The 26341-nt window shown below is 63.6% G+C and carries 25 protein-coding genes; 19 read left to right on the top strand and 6 right to left on the bottom strand.

All coding sequences use genetic code 11. The features are described from left to right. The first annotated feature begins 2 nt into the window (after window positions 1-2). A complete protein-coding gene (locus C2L66_RS34870; protein ID WP_054932330.1) occupies window positions 3-479 on the top strand; it encodes a universal stress protein in 477 nt (158 codons plus the stop codon). A 57-nt stretch (window positions 480-536) separates the two neighbouring features. Here the strand turns inward: C2L66_RS34870 and C2L66_RS34865 are convergent, their stop codons facing one another. Further along, window positions 537-1235, bottom strand: a complete 699-nt coding sequence (locus C2L66_RS34865) for a SagB/ThcOx family dehydrogenase (RefSeq protein ID WP_060608394.1) — start codon at window positions 1233-1235, stop codon at window positions 537-539. Window positions 1236-1389: 154 nt separating this feature from the next. Between C2L66_RS34865 and C2L66_RS34860 the strand changes: the two genes are divergently transcribed. Then, the gene (locus tag C2L66_RS34860) at window positions 1390-2085 is read left to right on the top strand and encodes a CBS domain-containing protein (protein WP_054932328.1); all 696 of its coding nucleotides are present in this window, start codon (window positions 1390-1392) and stop codon (window positions 2083-2085) included. Window positions 2086-2390: 305 nt separating this feature from the next. Next, complete coding sequence (locus C2L66_RS34855; RefSeq protein ID WP_054932327.1) at window positions 2391-3137, top strand: glucose 1-dehydrogenase; 747 nt, start codon at window positions 2391-2393, stop codon at window positions 3135-3137. Window positions 3138-3155: 18 nt separating this feature from the next. Here C2L66_RS34855 and C2L66_RS34850 read toward each other — a convergent pair whose 3' ends face one another. After that, window positions 3156-4547, bottom strand: a complete 1392-nt coding sequence (locus C2L66_RS34850) for an aminotransferase-like domain-containing protein (protein ID WP_054932326.1) — start codon at window positions 4545-4547, stop codon at window positions 3156-3158. A 393-nt stretch (window positions 4548-4940) separates the two neighbouring features. Between C2L66_RS34850 and C2L66_RS34840 the strand changes: the two genes are divergently transcribed. Genes C2L66_RS34840 through scpA form a run of 10 tightly spaced genes read left to right on the top strand, consistent with a single transcriptional unit; the run spans window position 4941 to window position 14804 of the window. After that, window positions 4941-5423: an MSMEG_0572/Sll0783 family nitrogen starvation response protein gene (locus C2L66_RS34840; protein ID WP_012403844.1), complete on the top strand. Its 483-nt coding sequence runs from the start codon at window positions 4941-4943 to the stop codon at window positions 5421-5423. An 18-nt stretch (window positions 5424-5441) separates the two neighbouring features. Continuing rightward, window positions 5442-6467, top strand: a complete 1026-nt coding sequence (locus C2L66_RS34835) for a Nit6803 family nitrilase (protein WP_060610456.1) — start codon at window positions 5442-5444, stop codon at window positions 6465-6467. Then, entirely contained in the window at window positions 6436-7569 is a 1134-nt protein-coding gene (locus C2L66_RS34830) for an MSMEG_0568 family radical SAM protein (protein WP_060608388.1), read from the top strand. The genes C2L66_RS34835 and C2L66_RS34830 overlap by 32 nt, the downstream gene beginning before the upstream one ends. A 2-nt stretch (window positions 7570-7571) precedes the next feature. Further along, window positions 7572-8135, top strand: a complete 564-nt coding sequence (locus C2L66_RS34825) for an MSMEG_0567/Sll0786 family nitrogen starvation N-acetyltransferase (RefSeq protein ID WP_035994141.1) — start codon at window positions 7572-7574, stop codon at window positions 8133-8135. Continuing rightward, the gene (locus C2L66_RS34820; RefSeq protein WP_060608385.1) at window positions 8132-9118 is read left to right on the top strand and encodes a sll0787 family AIR synthase-like protein; all 987 of its coding nucleotides are present in this window, start codon (window positions 8132-8134) and stop codon (window positions 9116-9118) included. The genes C2L66_RS34825 and C2L66_RS34820 overlap by 4 nt, the downstream gene beginning before the upstream one ends. Beyond that, a complete protein-coding gene (locus C2L66_RS34815) occupies window positions 9115-10287 on the top strand; it encodes an MSMEG_0565 family glycosyltransferase (protein ID WP_060608382.1) in 1173 nt (390 codons plus the stop codon). The genes C2L66_RS34820 and C2L66_RS34815 overlap by 4 nt, the downstream gene beginning before the upstream one ends. Before the next feature lie 23 nt (window positions 10288-10310). Beyond that, on the top strand, window positions 10311-10595 hold the full coding sequence (locus C2L66_RS34810; protein WP_060608379.1) for an MSMEG_0570 family nitrogen starvation response protein: 285 nt from the start codon (window positions 10311-10313) through the stop codon (window positions 10593-10595). 20 nt (window positions 10596-10615) lie between these two features. Further along, entirely contained in the window at window positions 10616-11908 is a 1293-nt protein-coding gene (locus C2L66_RS34805) for an MSMEG_0569 family flavin-dependent oxidoreductase (protein ID WP_060608376.1), read from the top strand. A gap of 2 nt (window positions 11909-11910) precedes the next feature. Next, window positions 11911-12726 carry a Pnap_2097 family protein gene (locus C2L66_RS34800; RefSeq protein WP_060608373.1) on the top strand — a complete coding sequence of 272 codons (816 nt, stop codon included), beginning with the start codon at window positions 11911-11913 and terminating at the stop codon, window positions 12724-12726. Continuing rightward, window positions 12723-14804 carry a methylmalonyl-CoA mutase gene (gene scpA / locus C2L66_RS34795; protein WP_060608369.1) on the top strand — a complete coding sequence of 694 codons (2082 nt, stop codon included), beginning with the start codon at window positions 12723-12725 and terminating at the stop codon, window positions 14802-14804. Before C2L66_RS34800 ends, scpA begins: the two co-directional genes overlap by 4 nt. 62 nt (window positions 14805-14866) lie before the next feature. Here the strand turns inward: scpA and C2L66_RS34790 are convergent, their stop codons facing one another. Both C2L66_RS34790 and C2L66_RS34785 read right to left on the bottom strand, forming a co-directional pair. Then, window positions 14867-15193: a hypothetical protein gene (locus tag C2L66_RS34790; protein ID WP_060610452.1), complete on the bottom strand. Its 327-nt coding sequence runs from the start codon at window positions 15191-15193 to the stop codon at window positions 14867-14869. A gap of 143 nt (window positions 15194-15336) precedes the next feature. After that, window positions 15337-16050 carry a FadR/GntR family transcriptional regulator gene (locus C2L66_RS34785; RefSeq protein WP_224099376.1) on the bottom strand — a complete coding sequence of 238 codons (714 nt, stop codon included), beginning with the start codon at window positions 16048-16050 and terminating at the stop codon, window positions 15337-15339. 178 nt (window positions 16051-16228) lie between these two features. On the opposite strand from C2L66_RS34785, the gene C2L66_RS34780 reads away from it, so the two are divergent. Then, a complete protein-coding gene (locus tag C2L66_RS34780; protein ID WP_054932323.1) occupies window positions 16229-17755 on the top strand; it encodes a UxaA family hydrolase in 1527 nt (508 codons plus the stop codon). Between the two features lie 118 nt (window positions 17756-17873). Next, window positions 17874-18851, top strand: a complete 978-nt coding sequence (locus C2L66_RS34775) for a 2-keto-3-deoxygluconate permease (protein WP_060608366.1) — start codon at window positions 17874-17876, stop codon at window positions 18849-18851. 297 nt (window positions 18852-19148) lie between these two features. On the opposite strand, the gene C2L66_RS34770 is transcribed toward C2L66_RS34775, so the two are convergent. Further along, window positions 19149-20552 (bottom strand): aminotransferase-like domain-containing protein, encoded by a 1404-nt coding sequence (locus C2L66_RS34770; RefSeq protein ID WP_233445051.1) that lies wholly within the window; start codon window positions 20550-20552, stop codon window positions 19149-19151. A gap of 308 nt (window positions 20553-20860) precedes the next feature. On the opposite strand from C2L66_RS34770, the gene cyoA reads away from it, so the two are divergent. Genes cyoA through cyoD form a run of 4 tightly spaced genes read left to right on the top strand, consistent with a single transcriptional unit; the run spans window position 20861 to window position 24727 of the window. After that, window positions 20861-21721: a ubiquinol oxidase subunit II gene (gene cyoA / locus C2L66_RS34765; RefSeq protein WP_060610446.1), complete on the top strand. Its 861-nt coding sequence runs from the start codon at window positions 20861-20863 to the stop codon at window positions 21719-21721. Window positions 21722-21726: 5 nt separating this feature from the next. Beyond that, the gene (gene cyoB, locus C2L66_RS34760) at window positions 21727-23727 is read left to right on the top strand and encodes a cytochrome o ubiquinol oxidase subunit I (RefSeq protein ID WP_060610443.1); all 2001 of its coding nucleotides are present in this window, start codon (window positions 21727-21729) and stop codon (window positions 23725-23727) included. A gap of 2 nt (window positions 23728-23729) precedes the next feature. Next, window positions 23730-24347 carry a cytochrome o ubiquinol oxidase subunit III gene (gene cyoC, locus C2L66_RS34755; RefSeq protein ID WP_060608363.1) on the top strand — a complete coding sequence of 206 codons (618 nt, stop codon included), beginning with the start codon at window positions 23730-23732 and terminating at the stop codon, window positions 24345-24347. Further along, complete coding sequence (cyoD, locus tag C2L66_RS34750) at window positions 24344-24727, top strand: cytochrome o ubiquinol oxidase subunit IV (protein WP_060608360.1); 384 nt, start codon at window positions 24344-24346, stop codon at window positions 24725-24727. Before cyoC ends, cyoD begins: the two co-directional genes overlap by 4 nt. A 48-nt stretch (window positions 24728-24775) precedes the next feature. On the opposite strand, the gene C2L66_RS34745 is transcribed toward cyoD, so the two are convergent. Next, the gene (locus C2L66_RS34745; RefSeq protein ID WP_060608357.1) at window positions 24776-26293 is read right to left on the bottom strand and encodes a CoA transferase; all 1518 of its coding nucleotides are present in this window, start codon (window positions 26291-26293) and stop codon (window positions 24776-24778) included. Between the last annotated feature and the right edge of the window lie 48 nt (window positions 26294-26341).

Raw genomic sequence — 26341 nt, 5'->3', positions numbered from 1 at the left:
ACATGTACAAGAAGATCCTCGTCGCGGTGGACGGCAGCCACACATCGAAGCTGGCCGTGCAGGAGGCCGTGAAGCTGGCATCGCTGACGAGCGGGACGGTGCATGCCGTCTATGTCGTCGATAAATCGCCGATCTTCAACTACGCCGGTTATTTCGACCCGACCGTGCTGACCGACGCATTGCGCAGCGACGGGCGCAACGCGCTGGAAAGCGTCGAGGCCGTATGCAGGGAGTCGGGCGTCGCGTGCGCGAAGGAACTGGTGGAAACCGGGCCGCTCAACGACGATGTCGCACAGACACTGCAACGCTGCGCCGGGCGCCTGGGCGCGCAACTCGTGGTGCTTGGCACCCACGGGCGGCGGGGCATGAAACGGATCGTGCTTGGCAGCGTCGCGGAACACTTCGTGCGGATTGCGCCGTGTCCCGTGCTGCTGGTGCGCGGCAGCGACGAAGCGGAGCCTGCCGCGGCAGAGGAATGAAGGCAGAGGAATGAAGCATGCGCCGTTCGCGTCAGCGCGAGCGGCGCGCCCGCACGATCAGAAAAAGGTCGTCGAGCAGTCTTCATCGGAGGCGCGGCGTTCGTGGCCCGCTGCGAAGTGCCCGACCGTTTGCGCGAGCAACGCGACCGATCCTGTTGGCAGCTTCAGATTGGCAGCGAGCGCCGTGCGGTTCATCCAGCCGCGCGCGGCAGCCGCCAGCCCCGTCGACGCGCAGAACAGGTAGACGTTCTGCAGAATTGCGCCCGCGCTCGCCGACGCAAACGCTTCGCGCTGCGCAGCCGGAACGTCCTGCATGCGTGTCAGGTCGGCGACATAAACTAGATTGACGGGTGCGTGGCCGAGAAACTCCTGATAACCCGTCATCGCGCGCAGGTCGGCGGCGGCGACTAGCGTCAGCGCATGCGCGACGGGATCGTAGCGATACGCGCCGCTCGCGAGCAGCACGTAGATGTCGATCTCGTAGCCGCCCAGCGCCGACGGCGCGGTGCGGCCGTTACCGCGCGCGCGATTGATGCCGTCGGCGGCCCACAGCAGATCGCCGAGCGTGCCGTGATCGAGCGGCGTGTCGGCGAACTCGCGCGACGTTTGCCGCGCGGCGAGCGCGTCGAGCAAGGGCATGCCGCCTGTGCGTTGCGCGGGCGCGAAGCCGATATACGGAACAGGTGTGCCTTCGACGGGCCGTGGCGCAGGCGTATTGAGCAGCGCGGAACCGATGCGGAACAGAGGGTTGGTCATGGTGTGCCGTCCGCGTAGGGAAGGCGACTTCCACGTGCGGACCTCCGTAAGAACGTGAGTCCATCGTCCCACGCTTCGAATCGCGCCGGTTGATACAGATCAAGCGGTCCCGCTCTGGGAAGCACACACTGGTTCGTGTGCAAAGGAGAAAACCATGTTAGCTATCGATGTCATGACGCCGTCCGTCATCTGTGCGCAACCGGAGATGACCGTGCAGGAAGCCGCGCAACGTCTGGTCGAAAACAGGATCAGCGGCATGCCCGTGGTCGACGCAAACGGCGCGCTGGTGGGAATCCTGAGTGAGGGCGACCTGCTGCACAGGGTCGAGATGGGCACGGAGAAGCGCCGTTCGCGCTGGCTCGAACTCTTTTCATCGACGCGCGATCTGGCCAGCACCTTTGTGAAGGAACACGGGCGGCGGGTCGCCGACGTCATGACCGCGACGGTGATCGCCGTCGACGAAACCACGCCTCTCGCCGACATTGCCGAACTGATGGAGACGCGCCGTATCAAACGCGTGCCCGTGACGCGTGACGGCGCGCTGGTCGGCATCATCACGCGCGGCAACCTGATACGCGCGCTGGCGAGCACCGCTGCACCAGCGCCCGCGCAGGACACGCCGTCCGCCGACGACCGCGAAATCGCCGATGCGATCGTCGCCGCGCTGAGCGACAAGCGTTGGGCCTTGTCGAAGGGAAACGTCATCGTCAAGGACGGCGTCGCGCATCTGTGGGGCGTGATCGAATCCGAAGCAGAGGAGCGTGCGCTTTGCATCGCCGCGCTCGAAGTGAAGGGCGTCAAGGAAGCGCGCGCGCACCTGAGCTATCCGACGCCCATGCCTTTGATGTGACGATTGCAATGACGTTGCAATGACGTTGCAATGAGCTTGCAAGCCGCGCCGTGAGTCGCGCGGCGAAGGACCTTGACGCATGTCGGGCCCTTCGTCGCGCGGTTTGCATTTCGGGTGCAGAATCCACAGCGGCGGCTCCAGGTCATCATCCGTTTTCGATTGTTCGCCAGATCCTTCAAGTCAATTCGCCTTGAGCCGCTTTATCGCGGCGAATCGTCTGTCTACATTCACTCCATCGCAGGCCGGCGGATTCGAGTAGCCGCCGGTCCCGTCAAACGGTATCGAATCGATTGAGGAAACAGATTATGAGCAAGCTTGCAGGTAAGGTCGCTGTCGTCACGGGCGCTTCGAAAGGAATCGGTGCGGGCATCGCCAAGGCGCTTGCAGCGGAAGGCGCATCCGTCGTCGTCAACTATTCCAGCAGCAAGGCTGCTGCTGATGCAGTCGTCGCCGACATCATCGCGGCGAACGGCAAGGCGATTGCAGTCGGCGGCGACGTGTCGAAGGCGGCGGACGCCCAAGGCATCATCCAGGCCGCTGTCGAAACCTACGGGCGTCTCGACGTCGTCGTGAACAATTCAGGCGTCTACGAATTCGCGCCGATTGAAGAATTCACTGAAGACCAGTTCCACAGGCAGTTCAACATCAACGTGCTCGGCCTGCTGCTGACCACGCAGGCGGCCGTCAAGCATCTGGGCGAGGGCGCGAGCATCATCAACATCAGCTCGGTCGTGACGAGCATCACGCCGCCGACGAGCGCGATCTACAGCGGCACGAAAGGCGCTGTCGACGCGATCACGGGCGTGCTCGCGCGCGAACTCGGGCCGAAGAAGATTCGCGTCAACGCGATCAATCCTGGCTTCGTGATCACGGAAGGCACGCATGAAGCAGGGATTGCCGGCTCCGACTTCGAAACGAACGCGGTCAGCCAGACGCCGCTTGGCCGCGCCGGCCAACCGCGCGATATCGCAGCGATCGCCGTGTTCCTCGCCTCCGACGACTCCGGCTGGCTGACGGGCGAACGCGTCGTCGCGAGCGGCGGTCTGCGCTGATTCATCTTCAACTGGCGGTCACATCATCGGCATATGCAGATGATGGGGATCGCTCAAGGTTTCCGCGACGCGCTGCAACGCGTCGCGGCAATCTTCCCGATCCTGCGGGCCGCCCAGACAGACGCGAATAGTATTGGGCGGGTTTCCGTCCGTCGAAAACGCTGCACCCGCCACCGCTCCGACACCCTGATTACGCAATTGCAGCGCAAGTTCGGGCGCACTCCAGTCGCATTGCGGCGGAATCGGCAACCACAAATGAAAGCCGTCGGACTGCGCTTCGTAATCCCAGCCGGCGAGTTCCTGCGACGCAATCGCCTGGCGCGCGTTCGCTTCCTTGCGGATCGCGTCGAGCATCTCGTGCGCGGTGCCGTCGTTGACCCATTGCGTTGCAAGCAGCACCGTGAACGGACTCGGCATCACGGTCGTCGCGCGCAACGCGCCGGCGACGCGTTGCGTTTGCCTTGCTGTCGGCGCGCGCAGATACGCGACGCGCAGCCCCGCGCCGAAGGTCTTCGAAAAACCCGTCACGTACCAGGTCAGTTCGGGCGCGAGCGAGGCTAGCGCAACGGGCCTGTTCGCCGGCAGCCAGCCATACGCATCGTCTTCGATGATGGGGACGCTGTAGCGCAATGCGACATCGGCAAGCGCTTCGCGCCGCTGTACCGAAAGCGTCAGCGTGCTCGGATTCTGCAAGGTCGGGTTGCAGTAGAACGCGCCCGGCTTCTCGCTCTTGCACAGCGCTTCGAACGCGTGCGGCAGCGGTCCTTCTTCGTCGCGCGGCAGCGGCTGCAAGCGCACGCCGAGTTGCGACGCGATCGCCTTGATGCCGGGATACGCGAGCGTGTCGAGGCAAATGGTTTCACCCGGTCTCGCAAGCTGCGATACGAGCGCGACGAGCGCGCTATGAATGCCGGGACACACCAGCACGGTATCGTCTTCGCACTCGGGCAAGCGCTCCTTCAGCCACGCGCGACCTGCTGCGCGGTCGTCGGGCGTGCCGCCGAAATCCTGATAGCGCAGCAGCCGGTAAGGATCGGTGTGCGCAAGCAGATGCGCCGCCGACTCTCTCAGGCGCGCCGATAACTCCGGCGGCTCGGGCGGCATGTTCATCGACATCTCGACGCTGCTGCCGCCCGCGAGCGGCAAGGTCTGCGTGCGCCCGCGCACGAACGTGCCGCTGCCCGCGCGGGCATCGAGCAGGCCGCGCTTGCGCGCCTCGGCGTAAGCACGCGCGACGGTGGTGTAGTTCAACTGCAATGCGCCCGCCAGATCGCGCAAGCCGGGCAGACGGTCGCGCGGGCGCAGACGCCCGCTCGCGAGATCTTCCTCGATCAGATCCGGTATCACGAGATACGCCGGTTTGCGGCTCTCAGTCAGCCGCTTGAGCCAGTGATGCGCGAGACTGTCCATGCTGTCATTTCCAATGCAGACCTAAAAGCGTCATTCAAGGTAACACGCGAATTCCGCGAAAAATAAATCACTTTCCATTCAATTCGAAACTTGATTGCATTGATTGGATGAATGCACGATTGCGGGGTATCGCGCACCATTCGCACGCAAAAGGCGCTGCGTCGTTGTGCGAAACCGGTGCGCCCGGGTTCGCCGCCAATCGCCGAAAACCCGCATCAGACAAGGCTCGCAAAGAAATTTTCGGGTCGCTCGAACAATCGCGATTTGATTGATTGGAAGTTGATTGCATGAAGCGGGCCGGAAATTGGCATATCCGTTGCGTTAAGAGATTCGCCAACCGGGATATTTCCCGTCGAGCAATCCGATCAATTACGCGACTTATTGGAGAGCGATATGCCTGCCGTCAACAAACCGCTGCATCAGAAAGGCGACTACCTGGTCGACTACGAAGAAAAGGTCTTTCCCGACGTCAAGGCCGAACCCGGCGAGAAAGCACTCGTCACCTTTCACACGGTCGCATTCGAAGGCTCGATCGGTTTCGTCAACCTGCTGCAGGCCACACGCCTGCAACGCAAGGGCTTCGATACGTCGGTGCTGCTGTATGGCCCCGGCGTCACGCTCGGCCTGCAACGCGGCTTTCCGACGCTCGGCGACGAAGCCTTTCCCGGCCATCTGAACTTCAACAAGCAACTCGTCAAGTTCATGGAAGAGGGCGGCAAGGTCTACGCATGCCGTTTCGCATTGCAGGCGCTGTATGGACATGGCGAAGCGTCGCTGATCGAAGGTATCCGGCCAATCAATCCGCTCGACGTGCTCGACCTGCAACTTCTCCATCGCAAGGAGAACGCGCTGATCATCCATACGTGGACCGTCTGAGCGCGCCGGGTGACGATCATGTCCGAGCAGCGAATCATCCGTGCAGCGGCGGTGCAGATTGCGCCGGAGTTCGAGCGTCCCGGCGGCACGCTCGACAGGGTATGCGCCGCAATCGACGAAGCCGCATCGAAGGGCGTGCAGCTGATCGTCTTTCCCGAGACGTTCGTGCCGTACTACCCGTACTTCTCGTTCGTGCGTCCGCCTGTCGCGTCGGGCGCCGAGCATATGCGGCTCTACGAACAGGCCGTCGTCGTGCCGGGTCCCGTCACGCAGGCGGTGAGCGAACGCGCGCGCCGTCATTCGATGGTGGTCGTGCTCGGTGTGAACGAGCGCGATCACGGCAGCCTGTACAACACGCAACTCGTGTTCGACGTCGACGGACGTCTGGTGCTCAAGCGCCGCAAGATCACGCCGACGTTTCATGAACGGATGATCTGGGGGCAAGGCGACGCGGCAGGGCTCAAGGTCGCGCACACGGGGATTGCGCGCGTCGGCGCGCTCGCCTGCTGGGAGCACTACAACCCGCTCGCGCGCTACGCGCTGATGACGCAGCACGAAGAGATCCATTGCAGCCAGTTTCCCGGCTCGCTGGTCGGGCCGATTTTCGCGGAGCAGATCGAGGTCACGATCCGTCATCACGCGCTCGAATCGGGCTGCTTCGTCGTGAACTCGACGGGCTGGCTCAGCGAGGCGCAGATCGAGTCCGTCACGACGGACCCGAAGCTGCAAAAGGCGCTGCGCGGCGGCTGCATGACGGCGATCGTGTCGCCCGAGGGCCAGCATCTCGCCGAGCCGTTGCGCGAAGGCGAAGGGATGGTCGTCGCCGATCTCGACATGTCGCTGATCACGAAGCGCAAACGGATGATGGACTCGGTCGGCCACTATGCGCGGCCCGAGTTGCTGAGTCTCGCCATCAACGATCGTCCGGCGCTGCCCGTTGCGCCGATGTCGAGGTCGTTCGAACACGCGGGCGCGGATGCCGCACCCGACGAAACCACCAGTGGAGGTCAGGATGAATGGCAGCGTGAACCTGTCGCCGGTTGAACCGCGCACGCCGCGCCAGCTGATGGAACTGCGCACGGAACTGCAGTCGGCGGGGCTGCGCCTCGTCGATCCGAACGCGGGTGCCGCGAGCCGGCGCGGCGGCGCGGGTCCGTCGGATCACAAGGCCGTGACCGTCGACGGCGTGACGATCATGGTGCCCGTGCACACCAGCTCTGCGTGGCATTCGCCGTTCGTCGCGGGGGCGCCGGATGAAGCGGGCGCGAGCGCGCTGATGCGCGGCACGATCCCCATCGCCAGCATCAGTTTTCCGAAGGCGCCGCGTTTCACGCAGTTGCAAACGCTCGATGGCGTGCCGTACTCGCACATCGCGACGCTGCACGGCACCGACGTCCTCGCCACGACGGTGCTGCAAACCTGCATCCGCTACGAGAGCCGCAAGAAGACCTGCAAGTTCTGCGCGATCGGGCAGTCGCTCGCGGCAGGCCGCACGATTGCGCGCAAGACGCCGGAACAGCTTGCGGAAGTCGCGCGCGCTGCTGTGCTGCTGGACGGCGTGAAGCACATGGTGCTGACCACGGGCACGCCTGCCACGCCGGATCGCGGCGCGCAGATCCTGTGCGACAGCGCGTTTGCGATCAAGGCGGCCGTCGATCTCCCGATCCAGGCGCAATGCGAGCCTCCCGACACCGATGCGTGGTTCGAGCGCATGAAGGCGAGCGGCATCGACACGCTCGGCATGCATCTCGAAGTGGTGACGCCCGAAGTGCGCGCGCGCGTGATGCCGGGCAAGGCGAGCGTGCCCATTTCGCGCTACATGGAAGCGTTCAGGGCGGCCGTCGCGGTGTTCGGCAAGGGACAGGTCAGCACGTATATCCTCGCGGGCCTCGGCGATACGGCGCAAGCCATTCTGTCGATCTCGCGCGAACTGATCGACATCGGCGTGTATCCGTTCGTCGTGCCCTTCGTGCCGATCAGCGGCACGCCGCTCGAAGACCATCCCGCGCCTTCGCCCGAATTCATGAAGTCGATCCTGGCGCCGCTCGGTGCGATGCTGCGCGATGCGCAGATGCGCTCGGCCGATATCAAGGCGGGCTGCGGCAAATGCGGCGCGTGTTCGTCGCTCGCATCGTACGAGGACTGATCATGTTCTGCGAGACATTCGACGAACTGGATGCATTGCCGCTCGACTTCACGCCCGCCGAGTATCGCGTGAAATGGGCGACGCTGCCGTGGGAAAGCAACGAAGCCTATGCGTTGCGGCGCGCGGTGTTTTGCGTCGAGCAGGGCATCTTCGTCGGCGACGACCGCGACGAGATCGATCGTCACGCCAGACTGCTGGTCGCGCTGAGCTGCATTGCCGGGATGCCGGAGCAGGTGGTCGGCACGGTGCGGATTCACGAAACGCAGCCGCGCACGTGGCTCGGCTCGCGTCTTGCCGTGCATGCGGCGTTCCGCTCGCACGGCAAGCTCGGCTCGACGCTGATCCGCCTTGCCGTCAGCAGCGCGCACGCATTGGGATGCGATACCTTTCTCGCGCATGTGCAGCGTCAGAACGTGCCGCTGTTCAGGCGCCTGCACTGGCAGACGGTTGCGGAGGAAACGCTGTTCGGCCGGCCTCACGATCTGATGGAAGCGGACCTCGCGCACTATCCGCCGTGCTTCACGCCGGAAAGCGGCTTCGTCACGTCGTCGCGAGGCCGCTCATGAGTCTGCAGGCGCTGGTCGAACGGATGCGCGCAAGCCGCGGCTTCCGGCACAAGACGGATATCGCAGGCGTGGTGGCGTCGCTGGCGTCGCGTTTGCCGAACGGCGCACGCGATCTTTCGCAAGCCGTGGCCGTGGGCGACGACTGCGCGGCGCTGGCCGATGGCGACGGCTATCTGCTGTTCGCGATCGAAGGGCTGGTCAGCGATTTCGTCGAGACGATGCCGTGGTTCGCGGGCTACAGCAGTGTGATGGTCAACATCAGCGACGTGTATGCGATGGGCGGCCGGCCGCTCGCCGTCGTCGATGCGCTGTGGAGCGACGGGCTCGATGCCGCTGGGCAGATTCTCGCGGGCATCGCGGCGGCGTCGAGTGCGTATGGTGTGCCCGTTGTCGGCGGACATAGCAACACGCGCAGCGCGCAGGCGCAGCTTGCAGTGTCGATACTCGGCCGCGCGAACGCGTTACTGTCGAGCTTCAACGCGCGACCGGGCGACCGTCTGGTGATGGCCGTCGATCTGCGCGGCCGTTTCGAAGATCCGTATCCGTTCTGGAATGCGTCCGTGGGCGCGCCCGCCGGGCGTCTGCGCGACGATCTCGAACTGCTGCCGCTACTCGCGGAGAGCGGCCTGTGCGACGCGGCGAAGGACATCAGCATGGCTGGCGTGCTGGGCACGTCGCTGATGCTGCTCGAATGCTCGGGCGTGGGCGCACGCATCGATCTCGATGCAATCCCTCGTCCGGAGGGGGTGGACTTCGAACGCTGGCTCAGCGCGTTTCCGAGTTACGGCTTCGTGCTTTCGGTACGCGATGCGCACGTGGATGAGGTGCTCGCGCGCTTCGCGCAACGCGGCCTCGCATGCGCGACGATCGGCACCGTGGATGCGTCGCGCGAAGCCGTGCTCGCGCAGCAGGGCGATTCGGCGTTGCTGTGGAGCTTCAGGGACAGCGCGTTCATCGGCGCGCCTGTGGGAGCGCAGGCATGAACGGCGCCGCGATGCGCATTGCGCTGTTCACGCATTCCGTCAATCCGCGCGGCGGCGTGGTGCATACGCTCGAACTGGGCCGCGCACTGCATGAAGCCGGGCAGGACGTGACGATCTTCGCGCCGTCCGCCGGCGGCGCGCCCATGTTCCGCGCGTCGCCTTGCCGTGTCGTGCTCGCACCCGTCGCGGCCCACGGCAACGATACGGTTTCGATGGTGCGGGCGCGGATCGACGCACTGAAAGCGGCCTTGCTTGACGATGGCCCTTCCGGCTTCGACGTGCTTCATGCGCAGGACAGCATCAGCGGCAACGCGCTGGCGGAGTTGCGTGAAGCGGGCGCGGTGCGTGGCTTCGTGCGCACGATTCATCATCTCGATACCTTCGACGATGCGCAACTCAACGAGTGGCAACGACGCGCGTTCGCGGACGCCGATGCGGTGTTTTGCGTGAGCGATGCATGGACACGCAAGATTCGCGACGAGTATGGCGTCGCCGCGTCTGTCGTCGATAACGGAGTCGACGCCGTGCGCTGGCGTTCCCCGGGCGGCCCAGACGTATGCATGAAGCTCGGCGTGACGGGCGAGCCGGTCGTACTGGCCGTGGGTGGCATCGAGGAACGCAAGAACACGCTGCAACTGCTGGAGGCGTTTGCCTTGCTCAGGAAAACGCATACCGGCGCGCAACTCGTGATCGCAGGCGGCGCGAGTCTGCTCGATCACGATGCCTATACGCGCCGCTTCGTCGCGCGCGCCGCACAACTGGGGCTGCGCATCGGACAAGGCGAACAGATTGTCGTCACAGGCCCGCTCGATGACGCAACCATCCCGGCGCTGATGCGGCGCGCCGACGTCGTGTCGATGGTGTCGTTGCGCGAGGGCTTTGGTCTCGTCACGCTCGAAGCGCTGGCGGCGGACACGCCCGTCGTCGTGTCGCGGATCGAACCGTTCACAGGTTATCTGGATGAACGCGTCTGCTGTTGGGCCGAGCCGCGTGACGCCGCCAGCATCGCCGATGCATTGCGCCGCGCGCTGCATGATCGCGGCGGCATCGACTTCGAACATGCCGTACCCGAGCTTCTTGCACGCTTCAGTTGGCACGAAAGCGCTCGCCGTCACATCGCGCTGTATGCGAGCCACGTGCAGCACGTCATGCAAGCGCTCGGCGCCTGAATCTCTCTATCAAAGGAAACGTGATGCCAGTCATGCACTTCAGGGTCCAGTGGCCGGACGGCAGCGAGGCCAACTGCTACTCGCCTTCGACGGTAGTCGGCGAATACTTCATCGCCGGACAACGTTACGCCCTCGCGGATTTCGTCGAGCGGGCGCGCGAGGCGCTGCATATCGGCTCCGAGCGCGTGCGCGAGAAGTATGGCTTCGCGTGCTCGGCGGCGATGGATCAGCTCGCGCAGATCGAAGCGCAGGCGCAGCACTTCGCCACCGATCCGCATGCGGAAGTCCAGGTCGTCGAACTTTTGTGAACCGAACGCAGGAAAGAATCATGTCGAACGCAAACATCATCGCTCCCGAAGCAACGAACGCGGCTCCCCACCATACGGTGATCGTCGTGGGCGGCGGACAGGCGGGACTGTCGATCAGCTATTACCTGAAAGAGGCGGGCATCGATCACCTGGTGATCGAAAAGCACACGGTCACGCATACATGGCGCTCGCAACGCTGGGATGCGTTCTGCCTCGTCACGCCGAACTGGCAATGCGCGTTGCCGGGCTACCCGTATCGCGGCGGCGATCCGCACGGCTTCATGAAGAAGGACGAGATCATCGCGTATCTGGACGGCTTCATCGCGATGGTCGATGCACCCGTGCTCGAACATACGGAAGTCCGCAAGATCAGGCGCCAGGCGTCGGGCGGGTATCTGGTGTCGACGTCGAACGGCGACTTCACGGCCGATCAGGTCGTGGTGGCATCCGGCGGCTATCACACGCCCATCGTGCCGCGCATGGCCGAACGGCTGCCCGCCGACATCGTGCAATTGCAGTCGTCGCATTACCGCAATCCGCAGGCGTTGCCCGAAGGGGCGGTGCTTGTGGTGGGCTCGGGGCAATCGGGCGCGCAGATCGCGGAAGACCTGCATCTCGCGGGCCGCAAGGTGTACCTGGCCGTCGGCGAAGCGCCGCGTTGCGCGCGCTTCTATCGCGGCCGCGATGTGGTCGACTGGCTCGCCGACATGCGCTACTACGACATGCCCGTCGACCAGCATCCGTTGCGCGAGGGCGTGCGCGACAACACGAATCACTATGTCACGGGCCGCGACGGCGGGCGGGATATCGATCTTCGGCGCTTTGCGCTCGAAGGCATGGAACTCTATGGCAGGCTCGACGATCTGCGCGACGGTCGCCTGCAATTCGCGCCGAATCTGATCGAAGCGCTCGACAGCGCCGACGACACGTATAACCGGATCAACGCGAGCATCGACGGCTTCATCGAGAAGCATGGCATCGACGCGCCGGCCGGTGCGCGTTATGAACCCGTGTGGCAACCCGAAGGCGAGCGCACGTCGCTCGACCTGGCGGACAGCGGCATTACGTCGATCATATGGTGCATCGGCTTCAGGCCGGATTTCAGCTGGATCGATGCGCCCGTTTTCAACGGACGCGGCTATCCCGCGCATGTTCGCGGCATCACGCCGCAAGCGGGGCTGTATTTCATCGGGCTGCCGTGGCTGCATACGTGGGGATCGGGCCGCTTTTCGGGCATCGCGCGCGATGCCGGGCATGTGGTCGATACGATCCGTTCCGCCCTCGACGCGACGTCGACGAGTCTTGCGGCGTGAGCATGATTCAACGCTATCGCGCGGGCATGCCGCAACTGAGCTACACGGGGCTGTCGGAAAACTGGTTGCTCAAGGAGTGCGGGCATCGCCATTGGGAGGCGCTGGCGGCGCACGCGGGCCGCGAGCAGACCGACTTTCACGACGACAACGGCGGTCGCTCGTACGCGGCCTTTACGGCAATACGCTTGCACACGAGCGGTCTCGACACGATCGGCGAAAACGACACGTTCGAGATTCGCAGCACACTGTGCAGAACGGGTCCTGTGCGCCATTTCAGCACGCATCGCATCATGCGCGGCGAGACGGAGATCGCGGAACTGTCGATGTCGTCGGCATTCGTCTCGCGCGGCGAGCAGCGCAGCAACCGTTGCGTCGCGCGCGCGGCGCTGGCGGCGCTGCCGGGTGATGTCGAGCCGATGCCCGAACGTGCATGGCAGATGATGCAGATGAGCAAGCGTTTGCGTGCCGCGGACGGCAGCGCCATGCCGGATCTCGCGCCCGCGGCCGACGAGCCGATCGAATTCCTGCCATGCCCGAATAGCGATTTCAATGGCGCGGACTTTCTCTATTTCGCGAGCTTTCAGGCTTTTGTCGATCGCGCCGAATGGCAATGGCGGCGCTTCGGCGAGCCGCCCATCATCGCGAGCCGGTCGTTGTTCTACTACGGCAATGTCGATGTCGGCGATACGTTGAGCGTGCGCGTGGTCGGCAGCGCGGAAGACGAACAGGGTATCCGCCACTGGACGCAGGTGAGCCGCAAGAGCGACGGCATGAAGATCGCCGACATCACGACGGAAAAGCACTGGAGGCGCCGATGAGCACGAGCCGCGCACGCCGCCGCGCCGTGCCGCTCAAGCGCGTCTATACGCGAGCGGATATCGAAGGTGTCGCGCATGCCGACAGCATGCCGGGCGAAGCGCCGTTCGTACGTGGGCCGTTCGCTTCGATGTACACCGACAAGCCCTGGACGATACGCCAGTACGCGGGCTACGCGCAGGCCGCCGATACGAACCTTGCGTTCCGCACAGCATTGGCCGAAGGCGCGCAAGGTCTCTCTGTCGCGTTCGATCTGCCGACCCAGCGCGGTTACGATTCGGACGACCCGGCCGTCAGCGCCGACGTCGGCATGACGGGCGTCGCGGTCGACACGGTCGAAGACATGGCGCGCCTGTTCGAGGACATTCCACTGGAGCGCGTGTCGGTATCGATGACGATGAACGGGGCCGTGTTACCTGTGCTCGGCGCCTTCATCGTCGCGGCGGACGAAAGCGGCGTTCACGCCTCGCAATTGCGCGGCACGATCCAGAACGACATCCTGAAAGAGTTCATGGTGCGTAACACGGGCATCTTCGCGCCCGAACCATCGCTGCGTATCGCCGCCGATGTGGCCGCGTATCTCGCGCAACAGATGCCGCGCTTCAACGCGCTGTCGGTTTCCGGCTATCACTTTCAGGAAGCGGGCGCGGACGCCGTGCTCGAACTCGCGCTGACGCTGGCCAATGCGCGTACCTACGTCGACACGCTCGTCGCGCGCGGCATGCACGCAAACGACGCATGCGAGCGCATGAGCTTCTTCTTCGGCGTCGGCACCGATTTCTATGTCGAGGTCGCGAAGCTGCGCGCCGCGCGGCTGCTGTGGTCGGAGATTGCCGCACAAAGCGGCGCAACGTCGGACAAGGGTCGCGCGCTGCGCATGCATTGCCAGACGTCGGGCTGGTCGCTGACTGCGCAGAAGCCCATGAACAACGTCGTGCGGACGACGGTCGAGGCGCTCGCGGCGGTGTTCGGCGGCACGCAGTCGCTGCACACCAATGCGTACGACGAGGCGCTCGCGCTGCCTTGCGCGGAGTCTTCGCGGCTCGCACGCGATACGCAGCTGGTGCTTCAGCACGAGACGGGCGTTTGCGACGTGGTCGATCCGTGGGCCGGTTCGTACATGATGGAATCGCTCACGGCCGATATCGCAAGCCGTGTGCGAACGGTGCTCGATGAGATCGACGCGCGCGGCGGCGTCGTCGAGGCGATACATTCAGGATGGGTACGCACGCGCATTCACGAAGCGGCGCTGCGCGTGCAGGCGGAAATCGAAAGCGGGCAACGCGTGATCGTGGGCGTGAACCGCTTTACGACGGATGATGCGGACGAGCGTCTCGTTTCGCAAGCACTGGATGCCGCGCAGACACGTACGCTACAGGCGCGCCGCATCGCGCACGTGAAGCGCTCGCGCGACGCGGCTCGCGTGCGCGACACGCTCGCCGCGCTGCAACGTGCGGCACGCGATGGCGAAGGCAACCTGCTTGAACTGACGATCGAATGCATGCGTGCGCGCGCGACAGTCGGCGAGTGCACGCAGGCACTGGAAGCCGTATGGCCGCGGCATACGGTGGATTTGCCGATATCGGCACGGATGTATGGCGAGCTTCAATCGTCGGACGCCGAATGGATGGCGGCTTGTGCAGCCGTCTTGCGGGCGTCGAGGCGGCTAGGGCGGGCACCGCGTATCCTGTTGAGCAAACTCGGCCAGGACGGCCACGACCGGGGCGTGCGGGTTGTCGCTGCCGCACTGAAGGACGCGGGATTCGACGTCACGACGGGCGGTATGTTCGCGTCGGCAGAGGAGGCATGCAGACTGGCGTTGAAGTACGACGTCGATGTGATCGGCGTGTCGTCGTTGGCGGGCGCGCATGTCGAACTGGTGTCGGGTCTGCTCGACGCATTGCGCAAGCGGCGCACGCGCATCCCGGTGGTGATTGGCGGGAACATCGACAGCGCCAGTTGGCAGGTGTTGAACGCGCGCGGCGTAGCGGGATGCTTTCCCACAGGCGCGAGCATCCCGACGATCGTCACGGAACTGGCGGCGCACGCCTGCGAGATCGATCTGGCGGCCGTGTCATAGCGAAACGGCACGCCGCCATGTTCGCAGGCTGGATGGGCGGCTTCGGCGCGGCGACGCTTCGATCAATATCCGTAGCCGCCTTGACACGGCACATAGGCGCGTTGATAGCTGTCGTAGCAAGCGCCCGACGGCGGTTGCGGATAAACCGGCTGCGAATAAACCGGTTGTGCATACACGGGTTGCTGATAGACAGGTTGCGCGTACGCGGGCTGCGCATTGGCAACCGAGGTCACGAGCGCACCGAGCACTGCACCGCCGATCAGCGCCCCCACGATGGCGCCGCCATCGACGCCGCCGCCACGGCCCCAGCCGCCGCGCCCGTGCGCCGATGCCTGCTGGGCCACCGACAAGCTACCAATCATCAACAAGACAAGCGCTGCGCGTTTCATGATTTGATTCTCCACTTTTCCGTTTAACGGATTCATGGAGATCATCTTAATCAGCACTCGATGAAATAACTTATGCAGTTGGTAACTGCACATTTCAGCGCTTACAAATTCGCATGTGGCTGAGAACGACTGCAGCGGTTCGCTCAGACGTTGAACTGTCGTCCTACATAGTCGATGTGAACGTACATCGCGTGTTGCGCGGCATCCGCATTGCCTTCGCGAATCGCGTAGTAGATGGATTCATGCTGGCGCAAGCGGCTGCGTGCCTGCTCGGCTGCATTCGCGTTGTTGACGGTTGCGTCGTACGTGTTGCTTGCGATGTGTTCGCGCAGCATGCCGATCACGCTCGCATAGAACTGATCGAGCAGCCGGTTTTGCGATGCTGCAACGAGCGCCGTATGGAATTCACCGTCGGTTGTGGCTTCCTCGTCGACGTCCTTACCTGCCACGGCGTCGCGCATGCGTTCGAGCACCGCCTCGAAGCGTTCGAGTTCCCGGTGGGACGCACGTTGCGCGGCGAAACGCGCGGCGGCGCACTCGAACACCAGGCGGAACTCGAGCGTTTCGGAACGTAGCGGCGGGGTATCGGCGATGAGTTGAAGCCACGGCGCCGCCAGTGACGCCGGTTTGCTGCGCAGCAGATAGACGCCGCTGCCGCGTCGCGTTTCCAGAACACCTTTGGTTGCGAGGCGTCCAATCGCTTCACGTACCGTCGCGCGCGACACACCCAACGACTCCGCAAGCGTACGTTCCGAGGGCAAGCGTTCGTCAGGCTGCCAGCGGCCTTCCTGAATGCCTGACTCGATGTGGCGGATTGTCTGCGCCAATGCGCCCCTTGCTTTCAAACGACTTTCCACGATTCATCCTTCATCCGCCACGCGGGGAGGGCCCGTTTTCAGCCCCATCAAAAGTGGCCTGACCAGTTTGCGTGTCCTGTTGGGCCGACCGCAATATGAGTCCGCGCCGGCAAACGCTCCGCACTTCAACTGAGAGCGTCACGCGCCCCAACCCACAATCCGGAACAGGAGGAACATGATGAGCCAGGCCACACTCGCCATCAAACTGCACGACATCGACGATGTGCTCATTGCGCGCGGCGCGCTCAGCGCAGGCACTATTCTCGCTGATTTCGACAATCTCGTTGCCGCGGCTGACATTCCTGCCGCACACAAGATTGCCTGCCGCGACGTTGCACAAGGCGCGCCCGTGCGGCGCTATGGCCAGATCATCGGTTTCGCGACGCAGCCGATTCGCGCAGGCGATCACGTGCACGTTCACAACATGTCGATGGGCGACTTCGCGCGCGACTACGCGTTCGGCGAAGATATGAAGCAGGTCGATCCCGCGCCCGTGCCGCTCACGTTCAACGGCTTCCGGCGAGCGGACGGCCGCGTCGCAACCCGCAACTACATCGGCGTGGTCAGTACCGTGAACTGCTCGGCCACCGTCACGAAGCTGGTCGCGCAGCACTTTGCGCAACCGGGCGCGCTCGATGCGTATCCGAATGTCGACGGCATCGTGCCGATCACGCACAGCTTCGGTTGCTGTATCGACCATCATGGCGAAGGCATCCAGCAACTGCGCCGTACGGTGGGCGGCTATGTGAAGCATCCGAACTTCGCCGGCATCGTCATCATCGGTCTTGGCTGCGAGGCGAACCAGATGGGCGCGATGTTCATCGCCGAGGGCGTCGAGCCGGGGCCGCTGCTGGTGCCGCTCGTGATGCAGGAAGAAGGCGGTACGCAAAAGACCGTCGATGCCGCCATCGCCGCTGTCAAAAACATGTTGCCTGTCGCCAACCAGGCCGTGCGCGAGCCGGTTCCCGTTTCGCACATCAACATCGCGTTGCAGTGCGGCGGTTCCGACGGGTATTCGGGCATCACGGCGAATCCGGCACTGGGTGCCGCTGTCGATCTGCTGGTGCGGCACGGCGGCACGGCAATCCTGTCGGAAACGCCGGAAATCTACGGCGCCGAGCATCTGCTGACACGTCGTGCCGTGAGCAAAGACGTGGGCGAGAAGATCGTCGAGCGAATTCACTGGTGGGAGGACTACGCGAAGCGCGAAAAAGGCAGCATCGACAACAACCCGACGCCGGGCAACAAGGCGGGCGGTCTCACGACGATTCTCGAGAAATCGCTTGGCGCGGTTGCTAAAAGCGGCTCGTCGCCGCTGATGGGCGTGTACCGCTACGCCGAGCCGATCGATACACACGGCCTCGTCTTCATGGACGCGCCCGGCTATGACCCGATGGGCGCGACCGGACAGATCGCGAGCGGCGCGAACCTCGTCGTGTTCACGACGGGGCGCGGCTCCTGTTTCGGCGCAAAGCCCGCACCGTCGATCAAGCTCGCAACGAACTCGACCATGTACAAGCGGATGGCCGACGATATGGACATCAACTGTGGCGACATCATGGACGGCACCGTGAGCGTGGAGCAGAAGGGCGAAGAAATTTTCCGGATGATCATCGACGTTGCATCGGGTCACAAGAGCAAGAGCGAAGCGCTCGGCGTCGGCAACGAGGAATTCGTGCCCTGGATGATTGGTGCGCAGATGTAAAGGCACGTGCGCATCCGTGCGGTGTAGCGGGAGCCATGGGCGTCCGGCGCGCCGCACGCCGCAAGATAAATGCTGGCCGGGCCATGTCGAACCCGTGCCAGGATCAAGGAGACTCGACATGAAAATCAAACAGGCCATCGAACGCTTTCCGGGCGGCATGATGGTCATTCCGCTGCTTTGGGGTAGCCTGCTCAACACCTTCGCACCGAAGGTATTGGGTATCGGCAGTTTCTCGACCCAGCTCGCGCATGGCGCGCTGCCAATTCTCGCTGTGTTCTTCGTGTGCATGGGAGCCGAGATTCAGTTGCGCACGGCACCGCGTGCGCTGAAGAACGGCGCCGCCATCACGCTCGCCAAGCTCGCGAGCGGTGTGCTGATTGGTTTGCTGGTCAGCAAGCTATTCGGGGCGAACGGATTTCTCGGCCTGTCCGGCATGGCGATCATCGCCGCCGTGACCAATGCGAACATGGGACTGTATGCAGCGTTGACCCGGCAGTTCGGCGACGAGGTCGACCGCGGCGCACTTGCGGTGCTGTCGATTCTGGAAGGACCGTTCGTGACGATGCTCGCGCTGGGTTTGTCCGGGCTGGCGAAGATCCCCGTTCTCGATCTCGTTGCCACCGTGCTGCCGATCGTCATCGGCATGGTGCTGGGAAATATCGACGCGGACATGCGCAAATTCCTCAAGTCAGGCGGCGATTTGCTGATTCCGTTCTTTGCGTTCGGTCTCGGTGCGCAAATCAATCTGCACGCCATTCTCGGCGCGGGCTTGTCGGGAATCGTGCTTGGTCTGATTACGCTCGCGGTCGGCGCGATATTCAACGTCATCGCATCGCGCCTTTTCGGTGGCTCGGGTGTGGGCGGCGTAGCGTCGGCTACGACGGCGGGCAACGCTGTTGCGACGCCTACCGCGATCGCGGCCGTCGATCCGCATCTCGGCGCACTGGTCGCGGTCGCAACGCCTCAGATCGCGGCATCGACGATCGTCACCTCGCTGCTCGCTCCGCTGCTGACGGCTGCGTATGCACGCTGGCGCACGCGCCGGCTGAACAGGGTTGCGGATGACGTAGCAGTCGCCGCGCACGCCGACGCTTGAACGCAGCCGGTGCGCGCCGCGCAGGGACGCGAATGCGCGGATGCCGTTGCCCTGGCGAGGCGCAATGAAAAAACCCCGGCGCCTGTGGGCGCCGGGGTCCAGTACTTGCCACGCTCGATACATCGTTGCTGCAAGCTCTGCGGGTTGAAGGCCGAAGCCCCGGGCACTCGCGCAGTGATCCCAACGCGCTTCGTTAAAAGGAGGAAGGAAATGCTCGAAGCGCGTTGAGCGGATTATTCGCGGGTAGCCGTGTTTCGTACAGCAGCAGTTGGCGATGATTTCAGCGCAGCAGATTCATTAGATCAGCAAGCGGTCATCGGCAGAAGGCTTGCGTTCGACGAGCGCCGCGAGCTTGCGCAATGCCGACGTCAATTCCGTGCGACGCGCGCAGCCGCCAAGCGAAATACGGATGGCGTTCGGCGCGTCGCCCGTCTGACAGAACGCGGAAGACGGCGCGACCACGAGACCTTCGGTGCTCGCCGCCGCCGCAAGGCTTTGCGCGGCCCAGTGGGCGGGCAAGGGTTGCCATACATGAATCGCGCCGCTGGACGCGGGCATGCTCACCGTCGACAGTATCTGGTTTGCGGCCAGCAGGCGTTCTGCCGATTCCTTCAGTATCCCCGCGAGCACATCCGCTGCCGTGCCGTCGAGTATCCACTGCGTGACGAGCGAGGTGGTGAGGGGCGGCGACATCAGCGACAGCGAGCGCAGCGCCTTCAGAAACGCTTCCTGCCCGGCGGCGGCAGGCAGCACGACAAACGCCGCGCGCAAGCCCGGCGAGATGCATTTGGACAAGGTGGACAGGTAGTACACCTGCTGCGGCGCGAGACTCGCGAGCGGCGCAGGCGGATGGTCGGCAAACAGCCAATAGGGATCGTCTTCGACGACAGGCACGTCGCGGCGCGCCGCCACGGCCAGAATCTCCTTGCGGCGACGCTCGGGCATCGTCTGCGCGGTCGGGTTGCGGATGGTCGGGTTCAGATAGATCAGTCCGCCTTGTGTGCGCGAGCAAGCGGCATCGAGCGCGTCGGGCCGCATGCCGTGCTCGTCGGACGCGATGGTGTCGAGCGTGCGGCCGAGTTGCCGCGCGATGAGCGGCAGGCCGGGATAAATCAGCTGCTCGGCGAAGACGGGCGCGTTCTGCTTCGTGAGCGCCAGTATCAGCGCAGCGAGCGCCGAATGCGCACCCGGCGTCACGACGACGCGCGAGGGGTCCACGCGCCCGAGTATCGGCTTGAGCCAAGCCGCGCCTGCCTGGCGGTCGGTATCGCTGCCGCCGCCCAACTGATAGGTCATCAGCAGATCGACGTCGCTGCGCACCAGCACCTGCGACAGTCCGCGCCTGAGCAATACGGCGAGGTCGAGGTCGGCGGGCGGCGGCGGAATGTTCATGCTCAGATCGACTTGCTGCATGAACGTCGCGACAGGCGGCGCGATGAACGTGCCCAGCGGACCACGCGATTCGATCAGGTTGCGCCGGTGCGCCTCGGCAAAGCCACGCGTCACGGTGGTCAGATCGACACCGATCATCTCCGCGAGCTTGCGTTGCGGCGGCAAGCGGTCGCCCGGATTCAGCTTGCCGTTCGCGACGGCGCGCTCGATCAGATCGACGATCTGCAGATAGCGCGCCTTGCCGTTGTCCGAAAAGTTCGTGATCCAGTCCGGGCGCCGCACGGCGCGTTTTTTCGAGGATGAAGTCATGTGTGGCAACTTGTCGCGCATGTATGGCATATGTCTTACTCTAGCATGCGCCGCCATAGCCTATGTATGTATCCGCCGCAAGGCCATAGCCATAGCGGAAGCTCGCGCGTGTACGACGGTTTGGGGGATAGATGCATGGGGCTATGTAACCCGGCAACCAACCTGAAAGCATGCGCAACCCACCTACACACGGGGGTTCTCCCCAAGCAGCGGGACCATGGCCCCGCTCCCATCCCATTCGCAGACAACTCGCACGCGCAGGCCGCGTCGCCGCAACGGGCGCGCTGAGCTTGCTCGGCGGCTGCAGCATGGTGCTTTTCAATCCAAAAGGCGACATCGGCGAGCAGGAGAAAAACCTGATCCTGATCGCGCTCGGGCTGATGCTGCTGGTCGTGATTCCCGTGATCGCGCTCACGCTGTACTTCGCGTGGCGCTACCGGGCATCGAACACGAAGGCGAAGTACGCGCCGACGTGGGCCCATTCGACCGCCATCGAAGTCGTCGTGTGGACCATTCCGTGCATTATCGTCGCGACGCTTGCGGTGCTGATCTGGAAGACAACGCATAGCCTCGATCCATACAAGCCGATCGAATCGGACGTGAAGCCCGTTCGCGTCGAAGTGGTCGCGCTGAACTGGAAGTGGCTGTTCATCTACCCGGATTACGGCGTGGCCTCCGTCAACCAGCTTGCGCTGCCGGTGAATACGCCCGTCGATTTCCGGCTGACGGCGGAGTCGCTGATGAATTCATTCTTCATCCCGCAACTGGGCAGCCAGGTCTACGCGATGTCCGGCATGCAGACACAGCTGCATCTGATCGCGAACAGCGCGGGCACGTACGCGGGCCGATCGTCGGCGTTCAGCGGGCCGGGCTTCTCGGACATGAACTTCGATACGGTCGTCACGAGCCGCGGCGACTTCGATGCATGGGTCGCGCGCGCAAAAGCGTCGCCGCAAACGCTCGACGTGACGGCCTACGACAGCTTGCAGCAACCGAGCAGAAAGAACCCCGTGACGCTGTACAGCAACGTGGCGCCGGGACTGTTCGACGGCATCGTCTATCAGTACATGCGTGACGCGGCCGGCCGCCCGATCTGTACGACGGCCAACGCTGACATGTATGTCAAGCCGGCCCGCTTGCCTTCACACGCAGCTTTGGTATCGGAGTAGTGGATATGTTTGGAAAACTTACGCTCGATGCGATTCCGTATCACGAGCCCATCATCATGGGCACGCTCGGCGTCGTCATACTGGGCGGCCTCGCGTTGCTCGGCGCGATCACGTATATCGGCAAGTGGTCGTATCTGTGGAAAGAATGGATTACCTCGGTCGATCACAAGCGGATCGGCGTGATGTACATCATTCTCGCGCTCGTCATGCTGCTGCGCGGTTTTGCCGACGCGATCATGATGCGCGCGCAGCAGGCTGTCGCCTTCGGTGACGCGGCGGGCTATCTGCCGCCGCATCACTACGACCAGATCTTCACCGCGCACGGCGTGATCATGATCTTTTTCGTGGCGACGCCGCTGATTCTCGGCCTGATGAACGTCGTCGTGCCGTTGCAGATAGGCGCGCGCGACGTCGCGTATCCGTTCGTCAATTCGCTGGGCTTCTGGCTGTCGGCTGTCGGCGCGGTGCTGGTGATGATCTCGATGTTCGTCGGCGACTTCGCGGCGACGGGCTGGGTCGCTTACCCGCCGCTGTCCGAGCTGGGCTACAGTCCAACCACGGGCGTCGACTATTACATATGGTCGCTGCAGGTGTCCGGCTTAGGCACGACGCTGAGCGGCATCAACTTCATCGTGACGATTCTGCGCATGCGCGCGCCGGGTCTGAACCTGATGAAGATGCCCGTGTTCTGCTGGACGGCGCTGATCACGAACATCCTGATCGTCGCGGTGTTCCCCGTGCTGACGGGCACGCTCGCGCTGCTGACGATGGACCGCTACCTCGACATGCATTTCTTCACGAACGAGCTGGGCGGCAACGCGATGATGTACATCAACCTGATCTGGGTGTGGGGCCACCCCGAGGTGTACATCCTGATTCTGCCCGCGTTCGGCGCATTCTCCGAAATCATCGCCACGTTCTCCGGCAAGCCGCTGTTCGGCTACAAGTCGATGGTGTATGCGACGGCGTCGATTGGCGTGCTGTCGTTCTTCGTGTGGCTGCATCACTTCTTCACGATGGGCTCGGGCGCCAACGTCAACGCGTTTTTCGGCATCATGACGTCGATCATTTCGGTGCCGACGGGCGTGAAGCTGTTCAACTGGCTCTTCACGATGTATCGCGGCCGCATCCGCTACCACACGTCCACGCTCTGGACGATCGGCTTCATGGTGACGTTCGCCGTCGGCGGCATGACGGGCGTGCTGCTCGCCGTGCCGGGCGCGGACTTCGTGCTGCACAACAGCCTGTTTCTCGTCGCACACTTTCACAACGTGATTATCGGCGGCGTGGTGTTCGGCTGTCTGGCGGGCATCAGCTACTGGTTCCCGAAAGTGTTCGGCTTCACGCTCGACGAGTTCTGGGGCAAGGTCGCGTTCTGGTGCTGGCTGGTCGGGTACTGGCTCGCGTTCACGCCGCTGTATATCCTCGGCTTCCAGGGCATGACGCGCCGGATGAATCACTACTCGGTGGCCGAGTGGCATCCGTGGCTGATCGTTGCGCTGGTGGGTGCCGTGATCGTCGGCATGGGCATACTCGCGTTGCTGATCCAGTTCGCGGTGAGCATTCGCAAGCGCGAGCAGTATCGCGATCTGACGGGCGATCCGTGGGATGCGCGCAGCCTCGAATGGTCGACGGCTTCGCCTGCGCCGTTCTACAACTTCGCGCATGTTCCCGTCATCACGTCGCTCGAGCAGCATTGGGACGACAAGCAGTCCGGCCGCACGCGTGCAAGGCCCGCGAAGTACGAAGACATTCATATGCCGCGCAACACGGCGGCGGGCTTCATCATCTCCGCGTTCAGCCTGCTGTTCGGCTTCGCGATGGTGTGGCACATGTGGGTGTTCGCGATCGTCGGGCTGATCGGCATGATCGCGACGTTTATCGCGCGCTCTTACGATCAGGATGTCGACTATTACGTGCCTGCTGCCGAAGTGGAGCGGATCGAGAACGCGCGCTACAGGACGATCGAAGGCGCGCGTGACGAAGAAATTGCGGAGATGGCCTGACCATGACAAGCGTATCGAACTACCAGACTAGCGGGCATCACGACGCGCACGGCCACGACCACGACAGCGGAACCCGCACCACGCTCGGGTTCTGGATTTACCTGATGAGCGACTGCCTGATCTTCGCGACGCTGTTCGCGACCTTCGGCGTGCTCGCCAATGCAACGGCGGGCGGGCCGACGGGCAAGCAGTTGTTCGAGCTGCCATATGTGCTGGGCGAAACGTTGCTGCTGCTCGCCAGCAGCTTCACGTTCGGCATGGGCATGCTGAGCGTGCATGCGAACCAGCGCGGCAAGGTGATCGGCTGGCTGGCCGCGACGTTCGTGCTGGGCGCGGCCTTCATCGGCATGGAAATCTACGAGTTCGCCCACCTGATCCATGACGGCGCGGGCCCGTCGACCAGCGCGTTCCTGTCGGGCTATTTCACGCTCGTCGGCACGCACGGCTTGCACGTGACGACGGGGCTGCTGTGGATCGTCGTGATGATGCATCAGATCAGCCGCTTCGGCCTGACGCCCGTGACCGAGCGGCGCATAGCGTGCCTGAGCCTTTTCTGGCACTTCCTCGATCTCGTCTGGATCTGTGTGTTCAGTCTTGTCTATCTGCGTGAATTTCTATGAGCAAAACTTCTGGAGCGAATCTGACGCATGATCACGTTCATGATGCGTCGCACGGCAGCGTGAAGAGCTATGTGGTGGGCATGCTGCTGTCGCTGGTGTTGACCTTCGCGTCGTTCGGCGTGGTGATGACGCATGTCGTGCCGCGCTCGATGGGCCTGACAGCTGTGGTCGTGCTGTGCGTCGTGCAACTCGTGGTGCAACTGCGGTACTTCCTGCATCTGGGCTCGTCTGCGGATCAGCGTTCGAATACGGGGATTTTCGCCTGCACGGCTCTGCTGATCGCGATCATCGTCGCGGGTTCGCTGTGGGTCATCCACAACGCGAATGTGAATATGATGCCGACGCAGATTTCGATCGAGCGCGCGTTGGCGCGCGATTGACAGGTGGTTTGCGCCCGGTGTTATCGGGCGCATTCTCCCTGCTTCAACTTATCGCGGCAGCCACTCCGGCGCGCAGGCGCCAAGCGGCAACAGCGGATATCGGTAGTGCCCAGGCGTGCGCGACATGGTCACCTGCTCCGCGACGCCCTTGTAAAACCCCATGAGCGTCTCTGCCAGCAGCGGATCGGGATCGACGTAGGCGTGTTCGTCATTCGATCCCGCCATTGTCCGCGCGAATTTCTGATCGAAGATGCCCATCGACATGAGCCACGCGACGGCCCGCGAAAGCGACACCGATACCGTGTAGCTGCCGCCCTCCACGGCGCGGCGCTTCAATGCCTGGAGCACGCCGGCCGTGCCGAGCCACGCGACCACATAGTCGCTGATGATGGAAATCTGCGGTGTGGTGTGCGGCGTGGACGTCGGCGTGTCCGTGCCGCCGAGGCTTTCCAGCCAGTACGGCCCGGCATATGCCCCCGTCGATACATCGAACCCGACGCGCTCCGACCATGCGCCCTCGCGGCCGGTGAAATACACAGTCGCGCTGATCAACCCGGGATGTTGCTTGCACAACGCGTCCGGCGACAGGCCGTAGCGATCGAGAAAGCCCGAGCGGCGATTTGAGAAGAAGATGTCGGCACCTTCCAGCAACCGGTCGAAGGTCTGGCGGGCCGTTGCATCGTCGAGATCGAGCCGCGACGAGCGCAAGCCGACGTTCGACGTATAGTGGAACAGGCTGTGTTCATAGTCCGACTTGCGCCAGATGTTCAGCACGTCCGCGCCGTGCAGCGCCAGCGCGCGGCCGAGGCCCGCACCGGCGATGACATGTCCGAGACCGAGCGCGCGAATGCCGCCGAGTACGTCGCCGCCTTGCTGGAACGGAATGGGATCGCTGTCGGCCACCTTCTCGATGGAGATCAGCGGCTGGCGCTTGAGCACACTCTGGAACACGTCTAGATCGAGAAATTCCTGCGGCGAGCGCACCATGTAGAGCGGAATGCCGGCCTTGCCGCCGGCTTCTTCCAGTTCCGCCGCATTCCACTGCGCGACCGCCTTCGCCACCGAATCATGACCGGGCGGGCACTGCAGCAGTTGCAGCGCGGTATTGCGCATCTTCGGATAGTTGCAGATAAAGAAGACCCAACGTCCGTCCTTGCATTGATGGAAATTGGCGGTGACGCCCGTATTTTCGTCCGAGCCCATGTTGCCGGGCAGCCCGTTCACGAGTTCGAGCGTGCCTTCGTGAAAGGTGGCGAAGCGGCGCAGCGCCTTACGCACGTCGACGTGAATGTTCTGGCTTTGCCCTGTTTTCATGCGCCAGATCGATGCGATCTGCGCGGCTTTCACGGCAAGCCCGATGGCGGAGAAGGTGCCGAAGCGTAATACGCTCGGAATGATCGGGTCCTTGCCGTAAAAGCTGAGTTGGCCGCCGAACTCGTTCAAGGACGCGCCGATCGAGTTCAGGACAGCTTCCGTTTCGCCGTGGATATCGAACTCGTCGCTGACGGTGCGGTTGGCGAGGTGCTCGCGGATTTTTGCCTCAAGCTGATAGTTGTCTGCTTGCATAGCGATTGAATGGTGAAGGCGAAGGTTGCGTCGCGGGTCGTGGTCAAT

Source organism: Paraburkholderia caribensis (assembly GCF_002902945.1).
In the GTDB taxonomy this organism is placed as follows: domain Bacteria; phylum Pseudomonadota; class Gammaproteobacteria; order Burkholderiales; family Burkholderiaceae; genus Paraburkholderia; species Paraburkholderia caribensis.
Note: the sequence above shows the minus strand (reverse complement) of the source record. Positions and strands in the feature narration are given on the sequence as shown.